A 13,175-nucleotide genomic window follows, 5' to 3' on the forward strand; every position below is an offset into this window, starting at 1 on the left:
ACCAACGATATCCTCAAGAACAGTAGGAGGAAGTAAAATTCCTTAATTACCCTTTCTTACAATTAATAACCTATGGAACTACTAACCCATTATAACAAAGAGATAGTAAAGAAAGAGATATTCGAATTTTCTAAGGAGAGATGGATCGCGCTTTACGGTAAGACGATGATAAGGTATAGTGGAGAAGAACCTTTAAAATTTTCATCTGCAGATGATGTTCCCTTGTTAGTTAAGAAATATAACGCAAGGACAGTCTATGCAACTGCTGGAAAATACGATAAGGTTAATAAAGAAAACGTGGAGAAAGACAAGATAATTGCTTACACACCCTTCTTCGACATAGATACTAAAATTGACAAGTGGGAATACGCAATTAAAGCTGCAGACGTGATTATCTCAGCTCTAGATAAGGAAGGCGTGTCTATGTCAGTTTATCTACTATGGAGTGGAGAAGGAATCCACGTTAGGATAAACGAGAACGCGATACCCAAGGATTACGATCCATTAACAGCTTCCCACGCAATAGTTCAATATATCCTGAGAAAAGTTAAAGACAACATAAAGAAACTCTCAGACGAGTCTGGAGGAGTACTTAAAATAGACGAGCTAATAGATTCTAAGAGGATCTTTACAGCTCCTCTCTCTTTCCACAAAGAGCTTGATTACGTTGCTGTTTGTTTTTCCCCAGATAAACTGCATGAATTCAGTTTAGATTGGGCAAAGCCGGAAAGTTTTGTTCACGAGGAAGGAATGTATTCAAGGTATGTTGAAGATGAAGCTGAGGAACTCCTATCTAAGGCAATTCTTGAATATAAGCCTGCACATGAGGGAATAAAGCCAGAAAGGAAGAGGACTCCTCAAGGTAAGATAGGAAGGTTCCAAGTAATGGGTATTGTTCAAGCTGCAAGGTACTACGTTCTTTACGGTGATTTACCTAAGGCTGAATCCTTCGGATTAAATAGAGCAATATTTTATGCATGGGCTAAGTATTACGGTAAAGGTTATACTCCTAAAGTTTCCGGGCAAAAGTTGCCTACGGAGTTTAGGAAGGACAGAATCCTAGTTACTGTTGCAGGGGAACAAGTTTATCAAAATCAAGAAAACGGCCTGTTTGTTATAGGAGATAAGGAGCAGACCCCTCAAGACTATAATGAAGAAATTAAGGAGAAGATTAACACAATAATCCCTTACGAAAAAGCCTGGGAAGAAACAGTAAAATACGTTTCATCTTTTCCTAAGGAGGTTCTGCAGAACCAGAGGGAATTCTACCAAAAGGTTTACCTCCCCATAAGGGATGCATTCCTCGAAAAAGTAGTAAATAAGAAGAGCGGTCTAGATGCGTTCTTTAAATGATCTACGGCGCAGAAGGAGTCTTCCGCCCCTTTGAACCTTGTTAAGATAAAACATGCAATTGTATATATACTTAGTTAAATGAATTTATTTGTCTTTAATCCGTAGATCAGTAGTTTAGGATCTTTTCCGCTGACATATGCAGATACTACTGCGCTCATTATTATAGAATAAGGAATGAAATACATGTCTCCTATTTCTCTCATTATTGAGAGTAGTCTAACGGATTTCTTTAAAGCTAAAGGGTTCACTGCAGGGTTTACCTCAAAATTCATCCAACCGTATTTTCTTACCTCATCCTTGATCTCGTTGAAGTCCACTCCGTTATCTATTGCGCTGTGAAAGTCTTTCTCTATCTCTTCTATTAAGCTTTTTAGTTTGACAAATAAGTGCACAGAGTCTTCTAGGCTTATTCCCGCCTTCTTTAAAGCCCAGTTTGCATACCTTAGCGAGGAGAGTAGTATCCTCCTGCTCGTTTCGCTCTTTGATTCTATAAATGAGGACAGCTCCTTTGACTCTAGCTTACCCAGCTCTTTTTCAAGGAATTTTCTAGAAAAAGAAAGCCTTTCTTCACTTAACTGAGTTATTGTAATCTCCTCAGGATCTATAAGGACTTCCCCCATCTTTAATCCTATCCTTGGAAGAGATTTTGATAGAAAAACGTAAGGTCTAAAAAATGGAAAGAGTTCCTTAGGGATCAAATTTATGTAAGTTTTCAGACCTAAATATTCGCACTCTATATCCTTCCCCGATTTAATCTTTCTTATGGCGTCATCAAAGTTTGGAGTGTAAAACCTCCAAACGTAAGGAAAAACGTACTTCAAATCTTCATCTTTGGATTTGAAGAACTCCTTTAATGATAATTTTTCAAGTATGAAGTCTTCGTACTCTCTCCTTATTTTTTCCATCTCTTGTTCATCCTTCAGTCTGTTAACTAGGAAATTTATTGCATTCCTTACATTTTCCTTACCTGCTACGTAATCGTCTAGGACCTTTTGTTGGAAATAAGTTGCGTAAACAGGGAAGTCCTTCTCTTTAACTTCACTCAACTCGTCAAAGCTTATACTTTCTATTACCTCATACTCCTTTTCCTCAGGTTTTTTCTCGTACATAAATGGTGACAAGAAAAGAGCGAGGACAAAAGTAGGGTCAGTAAACTCCTTTCTATTGCCTGCATCTATTATTACTGAGTTCGGCAGTATCATTTCCAGCATTTTAATAAATATATAGGATACAGAGTTTAAAGATGTTCCTCTCTTTTGAACCAAATGAAGAAAAGTAATGTAGCAAAGGAGTAAAGGAAACCAGTGATGAAGAATGGAAGGACCAGATTGCCTTCATTAAAGAAGAAACCTCCTATGCTAGGCCCTATAGCTCTAGGTATCGACTCCATAAATCCTACGATACCGTTTGCCCTTCCCCTTTCATCTTCTGGAATTAACTTTAGGAGAAGGCTTTCAAAAACCGGTGAAGTCATGTTCATTAGCACGTTTCTACTGACAAATATGAGCGAAGCTATTATAAAATCGGATGAAAAGGGAAGCAGGAAGAGGAGTACAATAGCCAAGGAATGGGTGTAAACTATAGTCTTTACTTTCCCCAGCTTTTCAGCCAGCAAAACTGAGCCGTAACTGCTGAAGGCTAAAGTAAACTCTGAGATTGCAAAAACTGGACTCATTTCAGAACTCGATACACCGAACTTTAAGTAAAACCATAAGGACATTAAAGGAATCACTAGCCCTGCACCCAGCCCTATTATTGCCTCTGTAGAGAACTTTGATACTACCTTTAAGCTACCTAACTTAAGCTTTTTACTCCCCTTAAATTTCTCCTTTATGGGTAGGAGGAGAAGGAGTGCAGATAAATTTATGAGGACATCTAGGGAAAGTATGCTTCTGTACTCCAGAAAAATAGGGAGTAAACTACCTACAACTGAGAAGAGTATTGTGAGACTTTGCCTCAGTCCCAGTGCTTTATCGAGGTTTTCAGACTTCTCTGCTAACAAGGAAAATAAAAGACCTCCAGCATCCCAAGTTATTGAGAATACATAAGCAATAGGAATTCCAAGGAAGAGAAAGAAGAAAGACAGAGTACTTATTCCTCTAGAAAATATGGCGAAGTTCTTCCTCCCGTAAAGGTCTCCCAAGAAGGAAAGTAATAGGGAGACAAAAGAACCCACAAGTACTCCTAAGGAGAGGAGTTCGCCTATTTCCAATGCTGATAAACCTAAGGAAAGAAGATAAAGAGAAATGATTATGGAGTTACTTCCCATTATTAATCCTGACAAAGAGGACGAAAGTATTAGTAGGAACTCTTCCTTCTTCACGAGTACCAATGAGATTTAACTTTTTTATTATTATCTTACTTGGTGTTCTCTTACATGCAAAATTGTATAATAATATGTAATCATTGAAAGTACTATAACAGAGTCATAAAACGGAGTTAACAAAAAGAGGGAAACTAACGAAACTGCTAGAGCTATGTAAACTATCCTGACCAGCAGCTTGCTTTCGCGTATACCTATGAAGCTTAAAATCAGAGAGATAACTAGGGCTGTGTAAAACCATTTCTCGTTATCAAGTAAGGTAGGAGGAAAGGATGTAATTCCTATTAAAGGAAAGAGATCCTTGTAAAATTGGCCTTTAACGTAATGGATTAAGAACAACGAAAGCATTTCAGCCATCATCGGGTAAAAAAACCAACCCCCATTAAAAGTCTCATAAATCACGTTAGGAAATCTGCAGGCTATGTTGAAAGTAAGACTCATTAAGATCTCGTTAATGACTGCCAACAAAGAAACCAAGATTGATGATAAGCTAGAAAGGGAAAACTTCACTTTAAATCCCCTGAGAAAAGGGAAAACAGAAAGAATATATGCAAGCATTGTGAAATTATTAATAAGTACTGCCTCCGCCAAGGAAAGTGAAGTCGGAGAGATCAAATAAAGAGTAGCACCTATGAACATCGTAATCATCATTATAAAGCCGAAGATAACTAGGGAAAAACCTAACTTTGTTTTTACTTCCTCAGATTCGTAGAGTAAAAATACTATTACTGCAACCATTATCCCGGCAATTGCCACGAAAAGAAAATTCATGACTTGTTACTCGCTCTATGGAATTTATTTCTTATCCAGTGCCTCACATCGTAAAACGTTATATTGTCATAAGGACAAGCATTAACGCATTCTCCCAAGCCCACGCACTTCATTGACCTGAATTCTCCTTTCTTTATAAATGAAGCTCGCATGTCAGTTAAGCCAACTGGACAGGCAGAAGCACAGTCCACCGTCTTACAGTTTAAACATTTTTGAGGGTCTTTAACTTTCAGCCTAAATAGTCCTATCCTACTGACCGCTTGGTTAAAAACTCCCCAGTAACAGTACCCAGTAGTTACGCAGGCGAAAGTTCCCAAGAAGGGGATCGATATGAAAAGCAGGTACCACATTATGTCAAACCATATGAAGTATATGAGAATAGTAATATCTACACTATATACCGTAAAGTGTATAATACCTTCACTGTTTAGATAAGATACTATAGCAGTACCTAGGACAAACAGGGAAACTCCTAAAGCTATTGCCCTATACCAAGGTGCTAACCTAGAAGTTAATGTTTTCCTACCTAGTCTGGAAGTTCTGTTATAAACCTTTAGAGAATCGTAGAAGTTACCTTGATACATTAGAGGAGCCGTACAACTAACTGCACACAAGTTTCTACTACCGAACAGAAAAGACAACACAGCGTAAACTACGTAAGTGCCTATTAATCCTACTAGAACAGCATTACTAACGGGAGCCATAGTTCCTATTCCCATCGACCACATATAAGGAATGTATTGAGCGATGGAAGATATTGGGGAAAACGTGGGCAAATATATTGAATATATGGCATAAGCTAACATCATTAAAGCCATCCTTATTCTAACTTCCCTCACATGCATCTCCATCATTTTCTTAAATGCCAAGAAGCCCATCTCTACTCCCATCATTATTAAAAACCACGTACTTCCGAGAACGCTACCTACAATGTCTATAAAGTCCCACAGTGCTCCTTGTACACTGTATGGAGACAACCAAGGTAATGAGAGAGAGGACAAAAAGCCAGAGACTCCGGGAGAAAATACTCCTTCTATAAAGTCTAAAGCTCCGCCCATGAAGAACTCCATTACGAAGGTTAGGAATATTATGCCGAAGGCTACCTTAGAACTCCTCAAGTAGTTTCCTTTTAAAGGGTTTGGTCCAACTAATGACCTAAATACGAACCACGCCATTGCTATAATCATTGATGCATCGAAGACTGTTAACGTTGAGTAAATAAAGTAAAGAAACTCTCCGAGCATCATTAGCATGAATATTGACATTAACTCCATGGTCGTGAAAGTTTCCTGGTTTGCTCTTAACCTCTGATTATAGAGAGTCTCGTATATCAAAATAGTTGACCCTATCATTATTATTGCTGAAGCCCAAAATGGAATTACCACACTGGAGAAGAGTGCGGGGAACCAGGGCATTAAAAGTAGTAGGGAAATTAGGTAGTTTCTAGTAGTCTTATCCAACTTCCTGAAGGAGAGGAATAAGGTAAAGGACATTTCAGTCAACATTACAGTTACAAACCATACATTGTTTATTGACGAATTGAACGTTGCAGGCCTTCCAGTCTCCAGAGATACGAACAGTGAGCCCATGAAGAACTCTGAAATAACCATGAAGGCCGAGAAGAGTGAGAAGATCACATTCTTATTCACGTGCTTAGTTAGGAGAATAGAATAGAGACCTAGGAAAGCATATGCACCATTAATTACTAGGAAATAAAATAAACAATGGTAAGCTACGTAAAGGTAAGCTCCTAAGTTCATTGTGAGCATCATTCCTTCTATGTATATTGCTGTAAGGACTCTCCTATCGCTCTTCCATTTCTCAACTTCATAAATTACGTAAAACATTACGGCTAACATTGATCCAGCTATTGCGTAGAGTACCAGTTCGTTCATGACAAATCCTACGATATTTATGTTTATAAATTTTTCTTACTAAAGCTATATAACTTTTTTATGATTATTTCCTTTATATTGTGATTTAATCCTTATTTTAGTAGTGTGGGTAGCTTTGTTAATTAATCTTTTTAGCTGAAGGGGATATTTCTACATGTTGAAGGACATTAATAAGCTTGCCTTGATAGGTGGTTCAAGAGCCTTAAGCGGTTCAATAATTTGGCCATTCATAGGTTTTGCACTTTACGATGTTTATCATTTTTCCTTAAGTTTCGTTTCCCTATTTTACATCTTTCAAGGTGTAGTAAGTATTTTTGCGTACATCATGGGTGGATACATGACGGATTTCATAGGTAGAGTTAAATCAATGGTTTTATCTTCAGCACTCTCATCGATTTCATTACTCATTGCATTCTTAGTTAATCTTCCTTTAGCAGTAGTTGTTTTTATCCTCGTACAGACTTTCTTTAATTCCATTTATAATGTATCCAATACCTCAATGGTAGGAGATTTAAATAAGGAGTTTAAGGGGCTTGTAATTTCTTTTAGCAGGATAAGGGTAGGAATTAATGCAGGCTGGGCTGTCGGACCGGTAATTGGTGGAATTCTTTTTACAACGTGGAGCTTTAGGGAATTGCTCCTAGTATCCTCCATAGTTTCCCTACTTCCACTTCCTCTCCTCTTTTCCTTACCTGACTTTAAAGGTAAAATAAGGATAGCCATTAACTTATCAAGGAGTTTTATACTCTTCCTAATACCTACTTTCCTTACGTTCATGATAATGGGACAGTTGGGCTTTTCTCTTCTTACTTACTACGATGTGGTAGTTGGACTATCTACTTTCCAGGTGAGCCTCCTATTCATGGTTAATGGGTTATTAATAGTATTCCTTCAAGAGTTGATAGGAAAGAGGCTTACTGGAAAAATGATAGTCCTAGGAGTTATGCTATACGGCGTTTCTTATTTTGCTGTAGCATTTGTGACCAATTTTATACTAGCGGTAGTGGACATGGCTTTTATAACCTTAGCCGAAATGGTAGTTTCTCCTCTTTCTCAAGCTATTGCCTCTTCCCTATCAAAGGACGAAAGCAGAGGAAGAGAAATAGGAATTTACGGAATGGTTACTGCTTTAGGCAGAGTACTAGGCTCATCATATACGAGCTTCTTAATGAATTACTACCTCTATTCTCCCACAATCCTGTGGTTCTTAGTATCACTGTTGGGATTTACCTCTGCTGTCCTTTATTATCCAGTGATAAGAAAGGACGTAAAATCAACCTCATAGGCTTGTTGCTAACTTCATCTTTAAGCTCCTTAAATAGTTATATAAGCTCTTTTGTGCATATGCTCTTAATGGACAAGAAAGTTTATGAGGATATAATAAAGCCCTTTGGTTCATATGAGAGATTTAAGAAGAGGGTTGACGACATAAAGTTTGAGATAGAAATGATGAAGAGGACAGGCAAAACCTCAGAAGAGATATTTGCAGAACTTTATGAAATATGGGAGAGGGAATACTTAAGGGCGTTCAACGGAGACGTGAAGAAGGCTAGGGAACATTTAATGAAGGTGAGGGAATGGAGAAGGAAGCTAAGGAACTGCGAAAGCTAATATCGGCACTGGAGGAATCTAATTGTGAGTACGTAATTGTAGGAGGTTTAGTTGCAATCCATTATGGTAGGAACAGGGTAACTCAAGATATAGACGTAATTGTAGGCAATTGCGACATTAAAGTCCTTTTAAACGCTTTGGTAAAACAAGGTTTCGAATTTTCTAGACAAGAGTTGGAGGAGGCATTTAAAGAAAGAGGAAGAATAACTCTTTTCATTCCAGAGGATGTATTATTTCACGTCGATTTGAAGTTTGCAAGCGACGACCTTGACCTTGAAGTGCTTAAGGATAGAGTTAGGGATAAACTCATGGGAATAGACTGTTGGATCGAAAGCGTTGAAGACATAATAGTAGCGAAACTAATTTATGGTAGCAGTCAAGATGAGGAGGACGTGATCGCAGTCCTATTAAATAAAGGTATAGGCGAAAGACTGAAGGAGAAGGCTAAAAAATTCAAGGCGTATAATAAGCTGTGCGGTATTGCGGAAATGATAGGCTTAGTTTGCTGAGTTAAATAGTAGAATTAATGACAATGAAATGAAAAATTTTCACTCAAATTTAATTATAAGAGTAAAACAATAAAAAATTAAGACAATTCATTATAGGTCTGTCCTTCTGAACTTAAGATATCCAAGAGCTGAAAGTCCCACTAACCAAACCAATTGTAAAGCTATTGATATTCCTACATTGAAAGGCGCACAGACTAACGTTAAATGAGTTGATAGATAAGATGCTACTGCACATATAGATGTCGGATTTATATAATACGCAAGTATATTTGTAGTGCTTGTTGGCAAAAATATAGGCAATATCCCTTCTACTATTCTAATAATAAAGAATAGGGCTATTGATATTCCAAGAGTTGCCGTCGCAGATTTAATGAAATTGCTTAACATGAATGCTAGTATGTAATAGAAAGATAGTACTGAAATTAGTTCGACTATAAGCATAGTTACCACAAATGCTGGGAAATAATGCACTAAGACTGAAAAAGTTGCACCCACTATAACACTGAAGATAATACTAGTCACTATTCCTGTCAATATTCCGCTTCCGAGTCTAGTTAGGTAAAAGCTTGTCCTTGTCAGAGGCCTAGATATTATGAATTCTATTGCGCCACTATCTATAAGCTTAGAATATAATACGTAAGCTAAGTATATCATAATTATTGGGAAAAACTCTAGGAACAGTGAAGAGGACGAAGATACACCTTGGTTAATAGCATCTTCAACATAAGGAATCGGATAGTAAATACAGCTTATGCGGAATGCTCCTCTACCTGCAATAGCTCTACTATGTAATAAATTTCCTGCTATAGAAATTAACTCGGTTCCAGGTGGAACTTTTAATGTTGTAACAGTTATATATGAGGAATAGTTGATCGTATGCGAGCATATGCTTTTAAGCCCTTCATTATAGAACGTTAAGTTTAGTGAACCTTCTTCTGATGTGCTTACAAGAACTAATTTTCCTACAGAACCCTTAACTCCTAAAATAACTGCCATCAAATCTCCTCTATATATGAAATAATTGTAGAATTTCGATACATTGTAAACTATTCCGCTAGGGGGCAAAACTGCTTTCTCGTCATAAGTTGAGTACTTTACTAATATACAAGTAGCATTATTACCTTGAATTACGAAGAATCCTGAGGAATTACTCTGTGTTGTCGATATTACTTTACCTTCATTTAATAACTCTACAGTAGCTGATAATGGATTACCTTGGTTATTAAATATGTATCCTTCTACAGTATTATCACCAGACGTTACACCCGCAAAGTTCATGTTATAATATGAAGACTGAGGCAAATTTGCTAATGTGATGTGATAAGTTAGATATCCTATACCTATGCCTACAACTGCAAATAACACTAGAAAAATGATTACTGAAAGCCTAAGAAAAGACCTTTTAAAATCATAAAGAATAGGGTTCATTGTGATTCACCTATTATCTTAAAGAACAAGCTCTCAAGATCTTGCCTGACGTATCCAATTTCAAGTACTCCATAAGGCTTTAAGACTCTAGCAACGTCTTCCGTGTCCCCTTTGAAGTTATTAATAATTATTACTCCATTGTTAAGCGTTGGTTCTCCGAAGCTTGAACATGCTTTAAGCGCTTCCTCTGACGGTGAGTTTAATACGACCCTCAAAGCATTAGTAGAAATCATCTTCCTCAAGTCTTCCATCCTCGTCTCCTTCACTATCTTACCCTTATGGAGGAATACTACCTTATCAGCTAACGACTCAACCTCAGAAAGGATGTGAGAAGAGAAAAGCACTGTCTTACCTTCCTTCTTAAGTTTAAGAGCTAAGTTCTTAAAGAACTGCATCCCCTCAGGGTCGAGACCGTTTAACACTTCATCGAACAGAAAGTTCTTTGGGTTCGAGATAAGGGAAACTGCTAAAGCAAACCTTTTCTTCATTCCTTGAGAGTAATTCTTCAACTTATCGTTTTCCCTCCCTGACAATCCTACTTCCTCAAACAACTTCTTCCCCATACTTCTTGCTTCAGAGGTAGGGATCTTGTAATAGCCAGCAATGTAAACAAAATAATCAAGGGCTTTAACGTCCTGCTCATAGATGGGGAGTTCCGGGACCCAGCCTACGTTCTCTGAAGCCTTCTTCTTATCCTTAGTTATACTATAATTGTCAATGAAAACGTCTCCAGAAGTCGGGTAAATTACTCCAGAGGCAATCTTTATGGTAGTAGTCTTCCCTGCACCGTTTAAACCTACAAAACCAACAATTTCTCCGTCGTTCACAGTGAAATTTTCTCCGTTTAATGCTTGAATTTTTCCATAATATTTAACTAAGTTTTCTACTCTTATCATCGAGCTAAAATCTACTGAGAAATTATTAAAGCTTGTCGTAAGAAACTCTTCAGAAAAGCTTATATACTTCACTTTACTAAAGTAAAGTAAAATGAGCGAGGATAATCCAGATAAATTAAATGAATTATTAAATTCTAGGAAAGACTTGATAGATAAGTTCATTAATATGCAAAAGGAGAACCTGAAGGAAATTAAAGGAGATAATTGGAAGGTTGAAAGTTATGAATTAAGAATAGATAAAGGCTCGGGCGAGGAGGCTAGTAGGATCTTTGGCATAAGTTTTAACAACGTTGGCGTAGGTATCTCTGTTTCTGAAGATGGAAAATTGAAACACTTGGCAATATTTAGCACTAAGGACGAGGACGAGAGCGAAGAGGTAAGGAAAAGAACTGCTCAGTCATTAATCTTATTCCTTAATAAAAATAAAGTGCTTTATCAAGAGGCGGAACTTGAGTTATTGAAAGGTAAGACAGGGCCACAAGCTATAAAGTCCATAAGAATTATAAAAAATGAGGAGTATAGCTTATGAAGAGGGATTCGATCTTAGAACACTGTAAATCCCCTAAGTCATTCTCTGAACTTAAGAAATTGACGGGAATGTCTGACGCTGGTTTATCTAAGGCGTTAAATGACCTAATTAAGGACGGTTACCTTCAGAAGACTTCAGACGGAAAATACGTGATAACTGATAAGGCATTAAATAAGTATAAGGAAATGTGGATAAACGGAATTTGGTTCAAGTATAGTGGAATTCCTGACGAGAAGATAAAAAAGATTGCTGAAATACTTAAGGACGAAAAGGAATTTTACATAACAGCATCAAAGGAAAGTGAAGAGCTTCCGGAAGAGCTAATTATACTTTTACAGATTATACAGTAAGCTTTTTATAAATAAAGGAAGCGTAAATTTCACTATTCATAGTGGAGATTCCCTCTTCGTGAGTGGCTCACAAATCCATTCCCTTGAACTTCAGATAAGATAACAACGAAGGAACTACTAACCAGGCTATTTGAGAGATAATTGAGAATAAAACGTTAAACGGTGCATTAGCCAAGGTTAACCTAAACATTATGTATGTTGCAACTTCGCTTATTGCTGTTGGATTAGCGTAGTAGAGTAAAGTATAGTTATGTTGTATTGAAGCTAACAGTAACATTATCCCTATTACAAAATATAATCCTATAGAAGCTCCTAGAACTACCTTGGAAGATTTTATGAAACTACTAAGGGCAAACGTCATTATGTAATAGAACATAACTGCAGGAATTATCCTAAGTATAAGAAGACTTACAACAAAAGATGGGAAGAAATGCACTAAGGGAATGAAAACTACGCCTAAAAGTAAACTAAATACTAAACTTGACACAACTCCCGTCAATAGTCCGCTTATAAGCCTATTAAGATAGAAGTTAGTTCTAGTCAAAGGTCTAGATATTATAAACTCAATGGCTCCGCTATCTAAGGGCTTTGTGTAAAGTATGTAAGCTAAGTATATCATGATAATTGGGAAGAAAGCCTGGAAGATTAGTGAGGCTGAATTTAAACCCTTGTCTACGCTTTCACTTAAACAATAGGATATTAAATACTCGAGATATGGGATAGGATAATAATTTAAAATTGTGGAATACAAATTTCCATTACTATCTAATTCAGTAACTGCAATATCTTCAGTTCCATGAGGGATACTAATTGTTTTAACCATGATGGGAGAGGAATAATTTATAGTCTGATAACAAATTGAACCTTTAAAAACAGGTAATATGTGACCTCCCTTAACATAATAGTATATACAGCTTGCATTTGCGTGTTTGGGGTAAAAGGCCATATACAATGAACCTTTACAGAAAACATTAGCAAAGATTAATTTTCCCTCATAGTTATTAACTCCAATGATAACTGCAACGCTTTTACAATTTGTCACTTTAAAGTTATAAAAGTAAGATAAGTTATAAATTACAAATTTTTGGAGTCCTTGAGATAATATGCCTTTCTCCTCGTAACTTGAATACTTTACTATAATACACGTGGGATTTGCGCCTCGTATAATAAAGAACCCAGAAGAGTTAGAGGTAGTGCTCGAAATACATCTACCACCCTGCAGTAACTCTACTGTACCTGATAAAGGGTTACCTTGGTTGTTAAAGACGTAGCCCTTTACCGTAACAACTCCGTTACCCCTCGACACTACTCCTACAAAGTTTAAATTGTAATGAGCAGAGGGAGGTACTTTACCTAAGGATGAATAGTATTCAGTGTAACCTTCTGCGACTCCTAAAATTATAAAAAGTATCAAAACTCCTACCACGGACCAGCGTAAAAAGGCTCTTTTAAAATCATAAATTACTGGATTCATTCACTCACCTTAAATTTTTAGTAATTTTTGATCGTT

General features: G+C 36.9%; 13 protein-coding genes. 6 read left to right on the plus strand and 7 right to left on the minus strand.

Annotation, left to right across the window (positions count from 1 at the left end; all coding sequences use genetic code 11):
* Window positions 1–72: 72 nt before the first annotated feature.
* Window positions 73–1,353 (plus strand): hypothetical protein, encoded by a 1,281-nt coding sequence (locus HS5_RS03920; RefSeq protein ID WP_236752865.1) that lies wholly within the window; start codon window positions 73–75, stop codon window positions 1,351–1,353.
* A gap of 74 nt (window positions 1,354–1,427) precedes the next feature.
* Here the strand turns inward: HS5_RS03920 and HS5_RS03925 are convergent, their stop codons facing one another.
* Genes HS5_RS03925 through HS5_RS03940 form a run of 4 tightly spaced genes read right to left on the minus strand, consistent with a single transcriptional unit; the run spans window position 1,428 to window position 6,342 of the window.
* The gene (locus HS5_RS03925; RefSeq protein WP_236752866.1) at window positions 1,428–2,564 is read right to left on the minus strand and encodes a hypothetical protein; all 1,137 of its coding nucleotides are present in this window, start codon (window positions 2,562–2,564) and stop codon (window positions 1,428–1,430) included.
* A gap of 26 nt (window positions 2,565–2,590) precedes the next feature.
* Window positions 2,591–3,676, minus strand: a complete 1,086-nt coding sequence (locus HS5_RS03930; protein ID WP_236752867.1) for an MFS transporter — start codon at window positions 3,674–3,676, stop codon at window positions 2,591–2,593.
* Between the two features lie 30 nt (window positions 3,677–3,706).
* Entirely contained in the window at window positions 3,707–4,447 is a 741-nt protein-coding gene (locus HS5_RS03935) for a hypothetical protein (protein WP_236752868.1), read from the minus strand.
* Window positions 4,444–6,342 (minus strand): 4Fe-4S binding protein, encoded by a 1,899-nt coding sequence (locus tag HS5_RS03940; protein WP_236752869.1) that lies wholly within the window; start codon window positions 6,340–6,342, stop codon window positions 4,444–4,446. The genes HS5_RS03935 and HS5_RS03940 overlap by 4 nt, the downstream gene beginning before the upstream one ends.
* 157 nt (window positions 6,343–6,499) lie before the next feature.
* On the opposite strand from HS5_RS03940, the gene HS5_RS03945 reads away from it, so the two are divergent.
* The 3 genes from HS5_RS03945 to HS5_RS03955 all read left to right on the plus strand — a co-directional run bounded on the left by HS5_RS03945 (window position 6,500) and on the right by HS5_RS03955 (window position 8,462).
* Entirely contained in the window at window positions 6,500–7,627 is a 1,128-nt protein-coding gene (locus HS5_RS03945) for an MFS transporter (protein WP_236753458.1), read from the plus strand.
* A gap of 68 nt (window positions 7,628–7,695) precedes the next feature.
* Entirely contained in the window at window positions 7,696–7,953 is a 258-nt protein-coding gene (locus HS5_RS03950; protein WP_236752870.1) for a hypothetical protein, read from the plus strand.
* Window positions 7,920–8,462: a nucleotidyltransferase gene (locus HS5_RS03955; RefSeq protein ID WP_236752871.1), complete on the plus strand. Its 543-nt coding sequence runs from the start codon at window positions 7,920–7,922 to the stop codon at window positions 8,460–8,462. The genes HS5_RS03950 and HS5_RS03955 overlap by 34 nt, the downstream gene beginning before the upstream one ends.
* Window positions 8,463–8,552: 90 nt before the next feature.
* Here HS5_RS03955 and HS5_RS03960 read toward each other — a convergent pair whose 3' ends face one another.
* Together HS5_RS03960 and HS5_RS03965 are read right to left on the minus strand one after the other, a co-directional pair.
* On the minus strand, window positions 8,553–9,890 hold the full coding sequence (locus HS5_RS03960) for an ABC transporter permease subunit (RefSeq protein WP_236752872.1): 1,338 nt from the start codon (window positions 9,888–9,890) through the stop codon (window positions 8,553–8,555).
* Window positions 9,887–10,786, minus strand: coding sequence for an ABC transporter ATP-binding protein (locus HS5_RS03965; RefSeq protein WP_236752873.1), 900 nt, complete (start codon window positions 10,784–10,786; stop codon window positions 9,887–9,889). Before HS5_RS03965 ends, HS5_RS03960 begins: the two co-directional genes overlap by 4 nt.
* Window positions 10,787–10,877: 91 nt before the next feature.
* Between HS5_RS03965 and HS5_RS03970 the strand changes: the two genes are divergently transcribed.
* A complete protein-coding gene (locus HS5_RS03970) occupies window positions 10,878–11,315 on the plus strand; it encodes a hypothetical protein (RefSeq protein WP_236752874.1) in 438 nt (145 codons plus the stop codon).
* Window positions 11,312–11,665: a MarR family transcriptional regulator gene (locus tag HS5_RS03975; protein ID WP_236752875.1), complete on the plus strand. Its 354-nt coding sequence runs from the start codon at window positions 11,312–11,314 to the stop codon at window positions 11,663–11,665. The genes HS5_RS03970 and HS5_RS03975 overlap by 4 nt, the downstream gene beginning before the upstream one ends.
* A 67-nt stretch (window positions 11,666–11,732) precedes the next feature.
* On the opposite strand, the gene HS5_RS03980 is transcribed toward HS5_RS03975, so the two are convergent.
* Entirely contained in the window at window positions 11,733–13,139 is a 1,407-nt protein-coding gene (locus HS5_RS03980) for an ABC transporter permease subunit (RefSeq protein ID WP_236752876.1), read from the minus strand.
* Window positions 13,140–13,175 lie beyond the last annotated feature (36 nt).

Source organism: Acidianus sp. HS-5 (assembly GCF_021655615.1).
In the GTDB taxonomy this organism is placed as follows: domain Archaea; phylum Thermoproteota; class Thermoprotei_A; order Sulfolobales; family Sulfolobaceae; genus Acidianus.

Bases quoted from the DNA above. Each gene is read 5' to 3' on its own strand.
- HS5_RS03920 (WP_236752865.1), top strand. From the start codon at position 73: ATGGAACTACTAACCCATTATAACAAAGAGATAGTAAAGAAAGAGATA.
- HS5_RS03925 (WP_236752866.1), bottom strand. From the start codon at position 2,564: ATGCTGGAAATGATACTGCCGAACTCAGTAATAATAGATGCAGGCAAT.
- HS5_RS03935 (WP_236752868.1), bottom strand. From the start codon at position 4,447: ATGAATTTTCTTTTCGTGGCAATTGCCGGGATAATGGTTGCAGTAATA.
- HS5_RS03940 (WP_236752869.1), bottom strand. From the start codon at position 6,342: ATGAACGAACTGGTACTCTACGCAATAGCTGGATCAATGTTAGCCGTA.
- HS5_RS03950 (WP_236752870.1), top strand. From the start codon at position 7,696: ATGGACAAGAAAGTTTATGAGGATATAATAAAGCCCTTTGGTTCATAT.
- HS5_RS03955 (WP_236752871.1), top strand. From the start codon at position 7,920: ATGGAGAAGGAAGCTAAGGAACTGCGAAAGCTAATATCGGCACTGGAG.
- HS5_RS03960 (WP_236752872.1), bottom strand. From the start codon at position 9,890: ATGAACCCTATTCTTTATGATTTTAAAAGGTCTTTTCTTAGGCTTTCA.
- HS5_RS03965 (WP_236752873.1), bottom strand. From the start codon at position 10,786: ATGATAAGAGTAGAAAACTTAGTTAAATATTATGGAAAAATTCAAGCA.
- HS5_RS03970 (WP_236752874.1), top strand. From the start codon at position 10,878: ATGAGCGAGGATAATCCAGATAAATTAAATGAATTATTAAATTCTAGG.
- HS5_RS03975 (WP_236752875.1), top strand. From the start codon at position 11,312: ATGAAGAGGGATTCGATCTTAGAACACTGTAAATCCCCTAAGTCATTC.
- HS5_RS03980 (WP_236752876.1), bottom strand. From the start codon at position 13,139: ATGAATCCAGTAATTTATGATTTTAAAAGAGCCTTTTTACGCTGGTCC.